The organism is Pseudomonas sp. GW823-FHT02C05 (assembly GCF_058797595.1).
Genome location: NZ_JBXAJU010000007.1, coordinates 311,818 through 326,975, shown reverse-complemented (window position 1 = coordinate 326,975; position 15,158 = coordinate 311,818). Strand labels below are relative to the sequence as shown.

Sequence of the window (15,158 nt, the reverse complement as noted above, 5' to 3'; positions counted from 1 at the left end):
CGTCAGCGATCGGAGCGCTGCAACGGCTCCCCCACATGGTCCGCCGCCAGCGCCATGGCCCGATTGCGGCCCGTGGCCTTGGCTTGATACAGGGCCGCGTCGGCCCTTTCGATAAACATCTCGATGCTGTCGCGGCCCGTCGGCACGAAGGCGTAGCAGCCCAGGCTGACCGTCACGCAGCCCACCGGTGAGCCGGAATGGGCGATGTTGCGCTGCATGACACTGCGGCGAATCTGCTCGGCCATGGCCAGCGCGCCATGAATGTCGGTGTCGGGCAGCAACACCGCAAACTCTTCGCCACCATAGCGCACGGCCAGGTCAGCCTTGCGCTGGCAGCAGCCCTTGAGCGCCTGGGCCACCTCGGTCAGGCAGTGATCGCCCGCCACATGCCCGTAGGTATCGTTGTAGCGCTTGAAATAGTCGATATCGACCATGACCAGGCTCAACGGGCTGCGTTGCCGCGCACCACGGCCAAACTCCACGGTCAGGGCGCGCTCGAACAAGCGGCGGTTGGCCAGGCCGGTGAGGCTGTCATGGGTGGCGATCACCTCCAGGGCCTCCTGGGCCTCGCGCAGATCTGCCTCGATCCGCTCGTTGTTGCGCACCTGCTGCACGAAGACCCAGCCGAACAGGCCGACCCCCAGCAGCACCAGGGCGACGATGGCCGTGGACTGGTAGGCCGAGGCATACCAGCCCTTGAGCACCGAGTCCTTGGAGTTGGCCGCGGCCACCACCAGGGGATAGGCCTGCAACTGCCGATAGCCGTACAGGCGCGTCACCCCATCAACAATCGAGGTGATCATGGCGTTGCCGGTGGTGGCCTCGGGCAAGTACTTGCTGAAGATCTCGCCGCGGGCCAGGGAAGCACCGATCTGCCGCTCTTCGAACGGCCGCCGCGCAATCAGCGTGCCGTCGGACAGGGCAAGGAACATGGCACCCTGCTCGTCGATATTGAAACTGGTGAAGAACTGATCGAAATACGCCAGCTTGATGCCTGCCATCAGCACCCCCTGGAAATTCCCCTGGCTATCGTTGAGCCGCCGCGAGATGGGAATGATCCATTCGCCATTGGCCCGGCTGCGGATGGCCGGGCTGATGTGAGCCAGCAACGAAGCATTCTGCTGATGGAAACGAAAGTAGTCGCGGTCTGCCACATCGTTGCCATGGGGCGAATCACCAAAGGAACTGACCACCCACTGACCGTCCCGGTCATAGAGAAATACCCCGCTGAGCTGGGTCAGGGCCTGCACCCGCCGGGCGAATATGCCCTGCAAGCGGGGCTGCTGTTCAGGGCCATCGCCCAGGGCCTGGATCCACTCGGACAGGCTCATCAGCACCAGGTCGGCTTCCATGAACGTGTCTTCGGCCTGCTGGGCGATGGCCCGGGTCAGGTTGGTGGAATTGACTTCCGCCTGCATCAGGTCGTGACGCCAGGATTGTTCCAGTTGCAGGTACAACAGCCCGCACAGGCACAGAAACACGGTTGCGATGAAGGCCACCGCGGCCTTGAGCAGCGGCAAGCGCTTCAGGGTTCCACCAGGGGGATGATGAGGATCGTAGATGGGAACAGGCAAAAGGGTCGTCCTGACGGGAGTGGCCTGGGCTACAGGGCGGGTCCCTGGTTGTTTTCGAGACTGGCTGAACGGCCAGCGCCCTGCACAGTATAGGTTTTCTGGCCGCTGACCCGGGCCGGGAGATCAGGCAGCAACCTTGAACGACCCGGCTCCACCCTGGGGTTATCGGCCACCACGAGCAATGCTTAAAGCGCCGATCGACGGCTCGAGCAATATTCGACAAACACCTCGGACAGCGCCGCCAGCACAGTCTGGTCCGCTTCGGGCGCGGTGAACAGACGGTACTGCGCATCCGGCAACGGTGGCAAACCGTATTCCTCCCCCAGGGCACACAGCCCTGCCCCCAACTGGCTGGCCGCCATGGGTGCTATGGCGAACCCGGACAGCACGGCGGCGCGCAGGGCCCAATTGCTGCTGCAAAGCATAACCGTGCGCTGGGCAATGCCGGCCTGGGCCAGCCGGCCCAGGGCCGCGGCCCGGTAGGGGCAAGGCTCGGGAAACAGCGCCAGGGGCAAGGGGTCGGGCAAGAGCCCGGCAGGTTGCACCAGCCCGGCCCAGACCAGCGGTTCGGACCAGAGCAGGCGGCCAGGCTCGGCAGTTTCACACAGCGAGCCCACCACCAATTGCAAATTGCCCTGGGCCAGCAGATCCAGCAGCGTACCGGGAATGCCAACCTGCACATCGAGCCGGATACCTGGGTAGCGCCCGGCAAAATCCTGCAGCGCACGCAGCAGCCGGGGGTCGGCAAAATCCTCGGACAGGCCCACCCCCACGCGCCCGTGGAACGGCACCCGGGTCAGTTCGGTCCAGGCGTCGCGATTCAACGCCAGGATCGCCCGGGCATAGGCCATCAACCGTTCGCCATCGGCGGTCAGCTGCTGCGAGCGGGTGGTGCGCTGGAGCAGCGGCTTGCCGACCTGCTGTTCCAGGCGCCGCAGGTGGCCGCTGACCGCGGACTGGGTCAGGTGTAGCTTGAGGGCCGCACGGCTGAACCCTTGTTCATCGACAACAGCAACAAAGGTGCGCAATAGCAGGGCATCGAACATATTTCATAATGAAATCAATAAGGCTTGAATCGACAATTTATATTTAAAAACAAGCTATGTTGCAATGACGGTCATCCCAACCCCAAGAGATTCATCCATGACCCGGCTCCTGCACATTCAATGCTCGCCCCGCCTGCGCCGCTCCGCCTCCCTGGAAATCGCCCACAGCTTCATCCAGAGCTACAGACAGCAACGGCCGGACACCGAGGTCACCACCCTGGACCTGTGGAGCCTCGATTTGCCGGAACTCGATCAGACAGCCATGGACGCCAAATATGCACAACTGGCCGGCCAGCCCCTGGGCAATGCCGAACAGCGGGCCTGGGCGCGGCTCCAGGCGCTGGCAGAGCCGCTGCACCAGGCCGACCTGCTGGTGCTTTCCATCCCCCTGTGGAATTTCAGCATTCCCTACAAGCTCAAGCACTTCATCGACCTGGTTTCCCACCAGGGCATCCTCTTCAGCTTCGACCCCGAGAACGGCCTGCAAGGCCTGCTGCGCAACAAGACGGCGGTGGCGGCCTACGCCCGGGGCCTGGACTTTTCTTCCCGCTCCAGCACACCAGCACCGGCATTCGATTTCCAGAAGCCCTATATAGAGGCCTGGCTGAATTTCATCGGGATTGCCAACCAGCACTCGCTGATCGTGGAAAAGACCATCCTCGGCCCGGACATCGACCAGGCCTCGCGACAGGCGGCCGCCGAGCAGGCACAGGCCCTGGCGCAGCAACTGGCGGCCCGCCAGTACTGAACCATACCCGGGCCGGCGCCGCGCAGGAGCCTGCCCGCCTGGCCCACCCTGCTCTTTACCGCCGAGCCCAGGCATCCGCAGTGAGCATTACCCTCGCGGGTGTCTTGCCACTTATCCGGCTGCGCCCGCCGCTCATCAAAAAAAGCTGTAACGACACCTTCACTTCCTGCATTTCGGGTCTATAAACAATTCACAAAATCCTTCGCTTCGAATCACCACCCGTTCACCCATGCCCTTGTCGAGCATGGGGTGGTGCTGGAAGCTGGCCCCAAGGAGCGGGAGTTGACCGGAAGTACCACGCTGCAGCGTTTCACCTTCAGGCCCTGGCGTCATCGCGAACTGCTGCGGGCACTGATCGAACGCGAAGTGATAGGCCGCTACCGCGGCTCGATCGCCGGCCTGCTCTGGTCCTTTCTCAACCCCTTGCTCATGTTGCTGGTGTACACCTTCGTGTTCAGCGTGGTGTTCAAGGTGCGTTGGGGAACCGACAACGACTCGAACACCCAGTTCGCCCTGCTGGTGTTCACCGGGATGATGGTCTTCAACCTGTTCTCCGAATGCCTCACCCGAGCCCCCGGGCTGATCCTGAGCCACGTCAACTATGTGAAGAAGGTGGTGTTCCCCCTGGACATGCTGCCCTGCGTGATGCTCGGGGCGGTGCTGTTCCACACGCTGGTGAGCTTTGCCGTCTGGCTGCTGTTCCACCTCCTGGCCTTCGGCCTGCCGCCGCCCACCGCTCTGTTGTTTCCCCTGGTGCTGCTGCCCCTGGTGCTGTTCACCCTCGGGCTGTCCTGGGTCCTCGCCTCCCTGGGGGTCTACCTGCGGGATGTTAGCCAGGTCATCGGTGTACTGATGTCGGCCCTGCTGCTGATGTCGGCGGTGTTCTATCCGCTGAGCGCCCTGCCCGAGGCCTACCGGCACTGGCTCTACCTGAACCCCTTGACCCTGGTGATCGAGTCCTCCCGCGACGTGCTGATCTGGGGCGTGGTGCCCGATCTCGGCCTGTGGCTGATAGAGCTGAGCGTCGCGCTCGGCGTGGCCTTCCTGGGATGGGCGTGGTTCGAAAAAACCCGCCCGGGGTTCGCCGATGTGCTCTGAACTGGCGATCAAGGCCCAGGGCCTGGGCAAGTGCTACCCGATCTACGACCAGCCCCGCGACCGCCTGCTGCAACTGCTGCTGCCCCGCGGCAAGCAGCGCTATCGCGAGTTCTGGGCCTTGAAGGACGTTGCGCTGGAAGTGCGCAAGGGCGAAACCCTGGGCATCATCGGCCGCAACGGCAGCGGCAAGTCGACCCTGCTGCAACTGATCTGCCGCACCAGCACCGCCTCCACGGGCAGCGTGACCAGCCATGGGCGGATCGCCGCCCTGCTGGAGCTGGGCTCGGGGTTCAATCCAGAGTTCAGCGGCCGCGAGAACGTCTACCTCAACGGTGCGGTATTGGGCCTCAAACGCGCGGAGATCGAGGCGCGTTTCGACGAAATCACCGCCTTCGCCAACATCGGCGAATTCATCGACCAGCCCACCAGGACCTATTCCAGCGGCATGCTGGTGCGCCTGGCCTTTGCCGTTTCGGTGTGCGTGGAGCCGGATATCCTGATCGTCGACGAAGCCCTGGCCGTCGGCGATGCTTCCTTCCAGTTCAAGTGCCTGGAACGCCTGGAGCGCCTGACCCGACAAGGCACGACCCTGCTGTTCGTGTCCCATGACATGAGCATGGTCAAGCGTTTCTGCAACCGTGCCCTCTACCTGCGCGACGGCGAAATCCGCGCCAGCGGTGCACCGGAGGCGATGGCCGAGCTGTACCTGCTGGACATGCGTGACGAACAGCGCCGCTGGGCCAGCGCGGGCGCCGTCCAGGTCAGCGCCAAGACACCGCTCAACCCGAAGCACGGCATGGCCTTCGGCACCCCTGAAGGGCGGATCACCTCAGCCGTGTTCAGCAATACCGGGGCGCTGTACTCAAGCTTTGCCCACGGCGACATGATCGAAATCGCCATCGATGCCCAGGTCAGCGACGCCATTGCCCGCCCCAACATCAGCCTGACCATCCAGGAAGCCCGGCTGCTGGTGGTCAGCGGGGTCAACGTCGCCCTGCAATGCGGCGAGTCCCGGCAAGGCTGGCGCAGCGCCTCGGTGTGCCTGCGATTCGCCGCCAACCTGGCGGCCGGGCGCTACCACATCACGCTCAAGCTGATGAATGGCGAAACGGAAGAAACCTCCCACCTGATTGAAAAACAGGTGGCCCTCCTGGCGTTCGACACCTTGCCGGGCAACAAGCACTTCCTGGGAATCGTCGACTTGCACATCGAACCTGTCACCCGCCCATCGCAGCAGCTCCTGGCAGTCGAGGAGCGTTCATGAGCGACAAGCAATGGCAAGTCGCGATCTTCGGTACCTTCGATGTAGCCAACTACGGCGACCTGCTGTTCCCCCTCATTGCCGAAGCAGCATTGCAGGCGCGCCTGGGCAAGGTGCGCCTGCACGCGTTCTCCTATCACTCGCGCAGCACGCCGCAATGGCCCTACCCCGTCACCTCGGTCAGTGAACTGCCCCAGCTCATCGATAGCCTGGACGCAGTGCTGATCGGCGGCGGCTTCATCATTCGCTTCGACAAGGTCATCGCTGCCGACTACTACCCGCCCGACCCGCAGATCCACCACCCCACCGGGTACTGGCTGTCGCCTGCGCTGATGGCCCTGCAACACAATGTGCCGCTGGTCTGGAACGCCCCCGGCATGCACTGCAACCCGATTCCATCCTGGGCGGCCCCGCTGGTCAGGCTGACCCTGGAGCAAAGCCCCCACGTCCGGGTGCGCGATGCCCTGTCTGCAAACACCCTGTCCGCGCTGAGCGAGCAGGCCCAGGTCGAGGTACTGCCGGATACCGCCTTTGGCCTGCCCAGCCTGATCGACCGGCAGCAACCCTCGGCGGCCTATCGCCAACTCTGTGCCCAGGCCGGCCTGACCGGGCCCTATCTGGTGGTGCATGCGATTGCCGGCCTGGAGAGCTTTCTCCAGCTATGGAAAACCCACAACGCGCTGTTCAGCCAGTGGCAGCTGCTGCTGTTGCCCATCGGCCCGGTGCTCGGGGACCATGAGTCGATTCTCGGGGCCGACCTGCCACGGGCCGTGCGCCTGCCGGCCTGGCCAGAGCCACTGCTACTGGCGGAGATCCTGGCCCAGGCCCAGGGCGTCATCGGCCACAGCTATCACCTGGCGATCACCGCCCTGGCCTTCGGCGTACCGGCCTTCTGTTCGGCCAACCTGAACCAGGGCAAGTACACCGCCTTGCGCGCATACCGCGGGATCCGCCCCCTGCCCGCCGAACAGCCCATCGATCCCCAGTGGTTCCTGCAACACCTGAGCGAAACGGGGCCCTGCCCCGAGGTGATCGCCGCGCAAGAACAAGTGCAGCGCCATTGGGACCGGGTAGCCGAACTGATCGCCCAGGGCCCGCGCTCCACCAGCCAGGCGCTGAACCGCTTCTGGCAGGCCCTGCCCGGCCTGCTGGAGGCCCCCCACCCGGACTGTCGCGAGGCAATCCTGAACAAACAGGCCGAACTGGATGCGCTGAAAATCCAGGTACAGCAGTTGACGCTACTACGCCGCCACCAAACGGAACTCACCAGTCGGGTCGATGCCGAGCTGGGTCGAATCCATCGCTCCAACTCTTACCGCCTCACCGCGCCGTTACGCTCCCTGCGGCGCCGCCTGCAACATTTATTGGGAAGATGAATACGATGCTGAATCTGCCAATGCTGACCAGAGCCCCCTTGCACACTCAGCCCTTTCGCTGGGGGCGGATCACCGAACTGTATTCGCCCGCGGACGCCGCGGCCCTGGTAGCGACCTATCCCCGTGACTCCTTCAAGACGGTGTCCGGCTATGGCGGAGAAAAGGACTACGAGTACCAGGCGCGGCAACTGGTGGAAATGGGCACCGGGCGCATTATCCACGAGCAGCACCTGAGCCCGGCCTGGCGCAGGCTGGCCAGCGAGTTGACCGCACCGGACTATCGCCTGGCGCTGTCGACGCTCACCGACATGGACCTCAGAAACGCTCCCATGGAGGTCAATGTCTTCCACTACGGGCCGCAGGCCTGCCTCGGCCCGCACCCGGACCTGGGCGACAAGCTGGTGACCCATATCCTGTACTTCAACGATTCCTGGAACATCGAGGACGGTGGCTGCCTGAATATCCTGGGCTCTGCCGACCCCACGGATGTGGTCGCGGTGATCCCGCCCCTGGTGGGCACATCGGCAGTACTGGTACGCGCCGAGAACTCCTGGCATGCGGTGACGCAGGTGGTAGCCAATTGCCGGACTTCACGGCGCAGCATGACCGTGACCTTCTATCGGCCCGGCTCCCTCAGCTCAATGTGGCCAAGTGGCGACCAGAGCCCACTGCACAACTATGAGCCCGCTCATGACTAAGTCCCACTCGCAGGACCAGGAGTCGACCCTGCTGCGGCTCGAGCACGCACAGGCCATCCTTCAGCGCGATGCCGCCCTGGCGCATATCGAACATATGCGGCGCTCGCGTTCCTGGCGCCTGACCCGCCCCCTGCGCATGCTGATGCAGCTGCTGCGGCACGGGGTGATCAACGACGAGAGCGAGTACCCGACTCACCTGCCCTCTCTCGTCCAGCCTCTGCCAGCTTCCATCCCCTTGGAGCCAGATATCGTGGAGGACTCAGCACCCGGCTCTGCTGCTCAGCATTTTGACCTGCTGTGCTTTGCCAATATCGACTGGTCCGCCAGGTTCCAGCGACCACAGCAACTGATGACGCAGTTCGCTATCCAGGGTTATCGGGTGTTCTACATTATCCTTTCGCCGCTACCCGCGGCAGAGCGGCCCTATACGGCGCACCCAGTCGCTCCCGGGGTCTTCGAAGTCACCCTGCGCGGGCATGCACGGCAGGACTATTACGCCACCTGCATCACCGAAGGCAACCTGCGCGCCAATGCAGAGGCGTTGCAGGCCCTGGTGAGCGACTACCGGATCAAGACGGCGGTGTCGGTGGTTCACCTGCCCTATTGGACGCGCCTGGCCCTGCACCTGCGCAAGGCATACGGCTGGCCCGTGCAATACGACTGCATGGACGAATGGCAGGACTTCCCGAACATCGGTCAGCCCTTGCTGGACCAGGAACAGGTACTGGTGGAACAGGCTGATCTGGTAACCGTCACCGCCTCCGTGCTGTACGACAAATGGGCCAGTACCAGCCGTCGCTGCCAGTTGGTTAGAAACGGGGTGGACTTCGACTTCTTTGCCCGATGCTGTACACCCAATACTCTGCTGGAGGAGCTTCAAGGCCCGATCATCGGCTTCTATGGTGCCCTGGCCGAATGGGTCGATTTTGAGCTGGTGGCGGCCATCGCCCGGCAACGACCAGAGTGGAATCTGGTGCTCATTGGCGATGTGTTCGTCCGTGACCTGGCCGGCCTCGACCGCTTGCCCAATGTGCACCTGCTGGGCCGCAAGCCTTACTCGCAGATGCCGCAATACCTGTACCACTTCGATGTCTGCATCATTCCTTTTCGCCTCTACAACGTGACCCACGCGGTGGATCCGGTGAAGTTCTACGAGTTCATCAGCGCCGGCAAACCCGTGGTCGCAGTGCCGCTGCTGGAGATGCAGATCTACGAGCCTTACCTGTATTTCGCCGACGGGCCGTCTGCCTTTGTCACGCAGATCGAAAGAGCCCTCGGGGAAACCGATCTGCAGCGCTGGGACCAACGGCTGGCACTGGCCAGGGAAAACGATTGGCGGAAACGCTTCGAAGACACGCGCGATGCGCTGGTCGAACTGTTTCCGAAGGTCTCGGTAATCATCGTCACCTACAACAATGTGCCGCTGACCCGCGGCTGCATCGACAGCCTGCTGCGCAATTGCGCCTACCCGAACCTGCAACTGATCATCGTCGACAACGCCTCGCGGGATTCCACACGCAACTACCTGCGCTACCTGGCCCGCAGCGAACCCAATGTGAGCATCGTGCTCAACGAACAGAACCTGGGTTTCGCCGCCGCCAACAACCAGGGCCTGCGCCTTGCGCAGGGCCACTACCTGGTCCTGCTCAACAACGACACCGTGGTGCCCAAGGGCTGGCTCGCGCCCCTGCTGCGCCACCTCGACGACCCGGAGGTGGGGTTGGTGGGGCCGACCACCAATGCGGTGGGCAACGAGGCCCGGGTCAGCATCGACTACCAGGACCTCGACGACATGGAGAACTTCGCCGACCGGCGCGCCAGCCAGTACCGCGGGCGCTGCTTCGACATCCCGATGCTGGCCATGTTTTGCGTAGCGATGCGCCGCGAAGTGCTGGATCAGGTGGGCTGGCTGGATGAAGCCTTTGGCATCGGCATGTTCGAAGACGACGACTACAGCCGGCGAGTCCAGGCCGCCGGCTTGCGCACCGTATGCGCCGAGGACAGCTACATCCACCACTACGGCCAGGCCTCGTTCAAGGCCCTTATCGCCAGCGGCGAATACCAGCGGTTATGGGACAAGAACCAGGCCTACTTCGAAAGCAAGTGGGGGCCCTGGCAACCCCATCGCCAAGTACGCCGCAGAGCGAACGCCGACGCCACGGAAATGAAGCTCACCGACTGAATCGGCAGCCCGATACACCCACAAGGAAGATGCCGAACGTGCTGAAAAAAATAATTCAACAGCTCAGTGGTCGGGCAGTCGCAGCCCCTGTTCCTCCGGACGACATGAGCGAGGAGCAGCGTAAGGCGCAGACCGCCGAGCACTGGTCACAGAACCAGGCCGGCTCGGATGCGTTTTCTGCGGATGTCTACTGGCTGGCGGTGCCTGCGGTGCAACAACGCCATCAGCAAAAGGCCACGGCCGGCAGCGGTCATGCTCACTGGGTACCCTATTGCCTGAACACCTTTCTGGCGGGCCGGTTACCGGTGCCGCGTATGCTGAGCATCGGCTGCGGCACCGGTAACCTGGAACGCGAGCTCTACAAACTCCAGGCCTTCCAGGACTGCGACGCCGTGGATATCGCCCCGGCGGCGCTGGACACCGCCCGGGCAGAAGCGTCGGCCCTGGGGACCCGGGCCCTGCACTACAGCCTCACCGACGTCGAGCGGGTGCAACTGCCCAGCGCTCATTACGACGCCGTCTGGTTCAACGGTTCACTGCATCACATTCGCCAATTGGAAAAGGTCTGCGCCAATGTCCGCCAGGCCTTGAAGGCGGACGGCTGGCTATTCTTCAACGAGTATGTCGGCGCCAATCACTTTGCCTTTGACCAGGCCCAGTGCGCAGCCATCAGCCATGCCTTCGCCCTGATTCCCCCGGCCATGCGCCGCTCTTTCGTCCAGGGTTCCTACGGTCAGGTGCAGAACAACGTACCGCTTCCTGATCCACAAGAGGTGGTGAAGGTTGATCCGTCCGAGGCGGTGCGCTCCCAGGACATCCTCAAGGTGGTGGAACAGCACTTCCAGATCCAGGCCCTCAACACCTGCGGCGGCACCCTGCTGCAATTTCTGCTGCATGGCATCGCCGGCAATTTCAAGGCCGATGATCCCCAGGCGATGCGGGTGCTGCGGATGCTGTTCGACATCGAAGACGGGCTGATCGAGTCGGGCACCCTGAACAGCGATTTCGTGATCGTTGCCGCGACCCCGAAACAGTCGGAGTCCGTGCCTTGACTCGCTCTGTATCCGGGGCGCGGCAATGAGCACCGCCCCGTTCCAGCGCTGGCGCCGCGTCTATCACCGCCTGCCGCTGCCTTACCTGCTGAAAGCCTTGATCCGGCGCCTGTATCACGGCGTGCTGGGACCTGGCTGGCGGGCCCTGCGTCGGCATCAGCGGGCCGCCAAGAGTTTCGTACCCGCTTGTAGCGTGCTACCGGCGGCCGACCCGCAATGGCCGGATTACGTGGTCTGGGGTGCCATCGACTGGGATTTCCGCCAGCAGCGTCCCCAGCACCTGGCCCGCGGCTTGAGCACCAGCGGACGCCGGGTTTTCTATGTCTCGGCCAGCCTGGAGGACGACGCTCGCGACGGTTTTACCTTGCGCCCGCTGGATGACCGAGGGCGGCTGTTCGAAGTGCGGCTGTTTGCACGCACAGCCCCGCTCCTCTACCACGCTGCCCCGCAAGAGGCCGTGGTCAAGCAGTTGCGTCGCAGCATCGGCGAGTTACTGAGCTGGGCCCATTCGAGCCAGGTGATCTCCCTGGTCCAGCACCCGTTCTGGGCCCCCGTGGCCGGGGCGCTGCCGGCCAGCCGCCTGGTCTATGACTGCATGGACGACCATCAGGGTTTCGGCAACAACGCCCCGGACCTCCTGCAACTGGAGCATGAGCTGCTGCGCGAGGCCGATATCATGCTGTTTGCCTCGGCGTGGCTGGAACGCCACTGGAGTCGGCACTGCCCGCCTGCAAGCACCGGGCAACGCTCCGTATTGCGCAATGCCGCCGACTTCACCTATTTTTCCAAGCCCCCGGCCCAGTGTTATCAAGACCCGCAAGGCCGTCCCGTGATCGGCTACTACGGGGCGCTCGCCCAGTGGTTCGATGTGGATCTGCTGGCCGCCATCGCCGAAGCCTTCAGGCACTGCACGATCCTGCTGATAGGCGCAGATACCGGGCGGGTTGGTGCGCGCCTGCAGCGCCATGCCAACGTCAGGCTGACCGGTGAAATCCCCTACGCACAGCTGTCCGCCTACCTGCAGGCCTTCGATGTCTGCATCCTGCCGTTTCGCATCGAGGCACTGACCCTGGCCACCAACCCGGTCAAGGTCTACGAATACCTGAGTGCCGGCAAGCCGGTGGTGGCGGTGGATCTGCCCGAGCTGCAGGAGTTCGGCCAGCAGGTATCCATTGCCAGGGATACCCCCTCCTTTATCGAAGCCATCGCCCAGGCGTTGCAGGAACCTGCCTGCGACAGCACTTCCCGCCAGCGCCAGGAATTCGCCGCACAACAGACTTGGGAGCACCGGGTAGAACAGTTGAAGGCCCTGGTTGAAGGCGAGCAAACCGAGCCCCTGATCAGCGTGATAGTAGTGACCTACAACAACCTGGCATTCACCCGTGCCTGCCTGGCCAGCCTGGCCGCCGATGCTCTGGGCCGCAATCTGGAAATCATTGTCGTCGACAATGCCTCCACCGACGGCAGCATCGAGTTCCTTCGGCAGTGGGCCAGCGACAGCGCTCACTCGCTCATCCTCAACCCCGGCAACCTGGGTTTCTCCGCGGCCAACAATCAGGGCCTGGCCCGGGCTCGGGGCGAGTTCCTGGTCTTGCTCAACAACGACACCGAGGTCACCACTGGCTGGGCGCAGACCCTGCGCCGCCACCTGCAACGCAACCCGGGGCTCGGCCTGATCGGGCCGGTAACCAACAACATCGGCAACGAAGCGAAGATCGAGATCAGCTACCGCAGCCTCGAGGAGATGCCTGGCCGCGCCCGCCAATACACCTGGCGCCATGCCGGCCGGGTGGTGCCCTGCGCCACCCTCGGTTTCTTCGCGGTCATGATGCCCAGGTCGACCTATGAGCGCGTCGGGCCCCTGGATGAAGCCTTCGGCCTGGGCTTTTTCGAAGACGACGACTATTGCCGCCGGGTCGAGCAAGCAGGGCTGTCCTGCGCCTTTGCCGAAGACGTGTTCATTCATCACCATCTTTCTGCCTCGTTCAGCCAGATGCCCGGCAGCCAGCGCCAACAACTGTTTGAGCGCAACAAGGCCCTGTACGAGGCGAAATGGGGCCGACCCTGGACTCCCCACACCGCCAGGGAGCCATCATGAGGCTGGTCTATCTGTCACCGGTCAGTTGGCACAGCTTCGCGCAACGCCCCCATGAACTGGTGCGCCAGTTCCATGCGGCCACCCAGGCCCCCGTGCTGTGGGTCGAACCCTATCCCACGCGCTTGCCGGTACTGGCCGACTTGCTAACCCGCCCGCCATACCAGGGCCCGACCGTCCCCGTGCCGGACTGGCTGACCCTGGCCAGGCCCCGGGCCCTGCCCATAGAGCCCCTGCCCGGCTCGGGCTGGGTCAATCGCCTGTTTTGGCAGGAGCTCAAGCAACAGATCCGCCATTTTGCCCAGGCACCGACCCAGCTCGGCATCGGCAAACCCTCGAGGCTGGCCCTGCAACTGCTGCAGGAACCGATCTTCGCCGGCAGTTTCTATGACGTCATGGACAACGTACCGGCGTTCTATCGCGGCTGGTCGCGCCGTGCCATGCACCGGCGCCAGCACCAGACCGCCCGGGCTGTGGTCACCGCCCTGGCCTCTTGCACGACTTTGCAGCGCTACTGGCAACGGCAACAGGTCGATACCCGGCTGCTGCTCAATGGTTGCGCCAGCGAACGCCTGCCCGCCCTGCCCCTGTCCCGGCGCGCAGCACATGGAACACGCCCGGTGTTCGGCTACATCGGCACCCTCGCCAAGTGGTTCGACTGGGAATTCGTGCTTGCCCTGGCCGTGGCCTTTCCCGGGGCCGAGGTACGCCTGATCGGCCCCCAGCACGGACCTTCGCCCAGGGCACTGCCGGACAATATCCGGTGCTTGCCGGCGCTGTCCCACGAGGCCGCGCTGCAAGCCATGGCCGAGTTCGATGTCGGCCTGATCCCGTTCAAGTGCAACGACATCACCCGCTACGTCGACCCGATCAAATACTACGAGTACCGGGCCCTGGGCTTGCCAGTGGTCAGCACCGCATTCGGCGAAATGGGCACCAGGCGCCACCTTCCGGGAGTGTTTCTAAGCGACAGCCTCGACGACATTTCCCGAGTCATCCACCAGGCGCTGACGTTTACCGAGCCCCTGGCCGAGACCCTGAAGTTCCGCGAAGCCAACTCCTGGGCAAAACGCTTCGAGGGGGCCCATGCCGCGTTCCTGTGATGTGGTGGTGGTCAACTACAACGCCGGCCCTCTGCTGGAGGACTGCGTGATCTCGGTGCTGGCCCAGGACATCAACCGGCTGGTGCTGGTGGACAATGCCTCCCATGACGGCAGCCTGGAGCAGGTTGCCACCCGGTTCGCTGCCGATGAACGCCTGCTCATCCTGCGCAACCCAAGCAACACCGGCTTCGCCGCGGCCTGCAACCTAGGCGCCAGTCACTGCGAGCAGCCACACATCCTGTTCCTCAACCCCGACACCGTATTGCAACCGGGCGCCTTGCAAGGAATGATCGACGCCCTGCGCCACACCCACGATCTGGGCATGGCAGGTGGCCTGTTGTGCAACTTCGACGGCAGCGAACAGCCCGGTGGACGTCGGGTCTTCCCCACCCCACGGCGAGCAGTAGTACGCGCCCTTAACCTGTCGGGCCTGGCCTGGCTCTCGCCGCGACTGTTTTCCGACTTTCTTCTGCACCGCGAGCCCCTGCCCAGCCGTACGACGCAGGTAGAAGCCATTTCCGGCGCCTGCATGCTGGTCAAACGCGAAGCCCTGGACAGCGTCGGCGGCTGGGACGAAGGCTACTTCCTGCACTGCGAGGACCTGGACCTGTGCATGCGCTTTCGCCAGGAAGGCTGGAAAGTCTGCTTCGTACCCCAGGCCAGGATCTTTCACGCCTGGGGCGCCTGCAGCCGCACCCGCCCGGTGTTCGTCGAATGGCACAAGCACCGGGGCATGATCCGCTTCTATGGCAAGTTTTTTCGTGAGGACTATCCCCGGGTCCTCTCCTGGAGCATCTGCGCGGGTGTCTGGCTACGATTCAGTTTCGTGGTGGGCTACCACTGGCTGGCGCAGGTGGGACGGATGCTCGGACAGCCTCGCTAGACCGGCAATGGCTCAGAGCACAGCGTCGGCGTGGCACTTCCT

The 15,158-nt window shown here is 63.8% G+C and carries 12 protein-coding genes; 10 read left to right on the top strand and 2 right to left on the bottom strand.

Annotated features, from left to right (window positions below):
- Positions 1-2: 2 nt before the first annotated feature.
- Together AC1RGE_RS31630 and AC1RGE_RS31625 are read right to left on the bottom strand one after the other, a co-directional pair.
- Positions 3-1,574, bottom strand: coding sequence for a sensor domain-containing diguanylate cyclase (locus AC1RGE_RS31630; RefSeq protein WP_011060354.1), 1,572 nt, complete (start codon positions 1,572-1,574; stop codon positions 3-5).
- Between the two features lie 185 nt (positions 1,575-1,759).
- Positions 1,760-2,620, bottom strand: coding sequence for a LysR family transcriptional regulator (locus AC1RGE_RS31625; protein WP_015634881.1), 861 nt, complete (start codon positions 2,618-2,620; stop codon positions 1,760-1,762).
- Between the two features lie 97 nt (positions 2,621-2,717).
- On the opposite strand from AC1RGE_RS31625, the gene AC1RGE_RS31620 reads away from it, so the two are divergent.
- The 10 genes from AC1RGE_RS31620 (at position 2,718) to AC1RGE_RS31575 (ending at position 15,116) form a co-directional block, all read left to right on the top strand.
- Positions 2,718-3,368, top strand: a complete 651-nt coding sequence (locus tag AC1RGE_RS31620; RefSeq protein WP_258611681.1) for an FMN-dependent NADH-azoreductase — start codon at positions 2,718-2,720, stop codon at positions 3,366-3,368.
- Positions 3,369-3,650: 282 nt separating this feature from the next.
- Positions 3,651-4,466, top strand: coding sequence for an ABC transporter permease (locus AC1RGE_RS31615; RefSeq protein ID WP_019094064.1), 816 nt, complete (start codon positions 3,651-3,653; stop codon positions 4,464-4,466).
- Positions 4,456-5,730 carry an ABC transporter ATP-binding protein gene (locus tag AC1RGE_RS31610; protein WP_011060350.1) on the top strand — a complete coding sequence of 425 codons (1,275 nt, stop codon included), beginning with the start codon at positions 4,456-4,458 and terminating at the stop codon, positions 5,728-5,730. Before AC1RGE_RS31615 ends, AC1RGE_RS31610 begins: the two co-directional genes overlap by 11 nt.
- Positions 5,727-7,103 (top strand): polysaccharide pyruvyl transferase family protein, encoded by a 1,377-nt coding sequence (locus AC1RGE_RS31605; RefSeq protein WP_492585695.1) that lies wholly within the window; start codon positions 5,727-5,729, stop codon positions 7,101-7,103. The genes AC1RGE_RS31610 and AC1RGE_RS31605 overlap by 4 nt, the downstream gene beginning before the upstream one ends.
- Before the next feature lie 5 nt (positions 7,104-7,108).
- Complete coding sequence (locus AC1RGE_RS31600) at positions 7,109-7,801, top strand: 2OG-Fe(II) oxygenase family protein (RefSeq protein ID WP_053150206.1); 693 nt, start codon at positions 7,109-7,111, stop codon at positions 7,799-7,801.
- Positions 7,794-9,983, top strand: coding sequence for a glycosyltransferase (locus AC1RGE_RS31595; protein ID WP_492585693.1), 2,190 nt, complete (start codon positions 7,794-7,796; stop codon positions 9,981-9,983). Before AC1RGE_RS31600 ends, AC1RGE_RS31595 begins: the two co-directional genes overlap by 8 nt.
- Positions 9,984-10,087: 104 nt before the next feature.
- Positions 10,088-11,035, top strand: coding sequence for a class I SAM-dependent methyltransferase (locus AC1RGE_RS31590; RefSeq protein ID WP_492585691.1), 948 nt, complete (start codon positions 10,088-10,090; stop codon positions 11,033-11,035).
- Positions 11,036-11,060: 25 nt separating this feature from the next.
- The gene (locus AC1RGE_RS31585) at positions 11,061-13,133 is read left to right on the top strand and encodes a glycosyltransferase (RefSeq protein ID WP_492585689.1); all 2,073 of its coding nucleotides are present in this window, start codon (positions 11,061-11,063) and stop codon (positions 13,131-13,133) included.
- Positions 13,130-14,233 carry a glycosyltransferase family protein gene (locus AC1RGE_RS31580; protein ID WP_194237328.1) on the top strand — a complete coding sequence of 368 codons (1,104 nt, stop codon included), beginning with the start codon at positions 13,130-13,132 and terminating at the stop codon, positions 14,231-14,233. Before AC1RGE_RS31585 ends, AC1RGE_RS31580 begins: the two co-directional genes overlap by 4 nt.
- Positions 14,217-15,116 (top strand): glycosyltransferase family 2 protein, encoded by a 900-nt coding sequence (locus AC1RGE_RS31575; RefSeq protein ID WP_492585687.1) that lies wholly within the window; start codon positions 14,217-14,219, stop codon positions 15,114-15,116. Before AC1RGE_RS31580 ends, AC1RGE_RS31575 begins: the two co-directional genes overlap by 17 nt.
- The last annotated feature ends 42 nt before the right edge of the window (positions 15,117-15,158 follow it).

Bases quoted from the DNA above. Each gene is read 5' to 3' on its own strand.
- AC1RGE_RS31625 (WP_015634881.1), bottom strand. From the start codon at position 2,620: ATGTTCGATGCCCTGCTATTGCGCACCTTTGTTGCTGTTGTCGATGAA.
- AC1RGE_RS31620 (WP_258611681.1), top strand. From the start codon at position 2,718: ATGACCCGGCTCCTGCACATTCAATGCTCGCCCCGCCTGCGCCGCTCC.
- AC1RGE_RS31610 (WP_011060350.1), top strand. From the start codon at position 4,456: ATGTGCTCTGAACTGGCGATCAAGGCCCAGGGCCTGGGCAAGTGCTAC.
- AC1RGE_RS31605 (WP_492585695.1), top strand. From the start codon at position 5,727: ATGAGCGACAAGCAATGGCAAGTCGCGATCTTCGGTACCTTCGATGTA.
- AC1RGE_RS31600 (WP_053150206.1), top strand. From the start codon at position 7,109: ATGCTGAATCTGCCAATGCTGACCAGAGCCCCCTTGCACACTCAGCCC.
- AC1RGE_RS31595 (WP_492585693.1), top strand. From the start codon at position 7,794: ATGACTAAGTCCCACTCGCAGGACCAGGAGTCGACCCTGCTGCGGCTC.
- AC1RGE_RS31590 (WP_492585691.1), top strand. From the start codon at position 10,088: ATGAGCGAGGAGCAGCGTAAGGCGCAGACCGCCGAGCACTGGTCACAG.
- AC1RGE_RS31585 (WP_492585689.1), top strand. From the start codon at position 11,061: ATGAGCACCGCCCCGTTCCAGCGCTGGCGCCGCGTCTATCACCGCCTG.
- AC1RGE_RS31580 (WP_194237328.1), top strand. From the start codon at position 13,130: ATGAGGCTGGTCTATCTGTCACCGGTCAGTTGGCACAGCTTCGCGCAA.
- AC1RGE_RS31575 (WP_492585687.1), top strand. From the start codon at position 14,217: ATGCCGCGTTCCTGTGATGTGGTGGTGGTCAACTACAACGCCGGCCCT.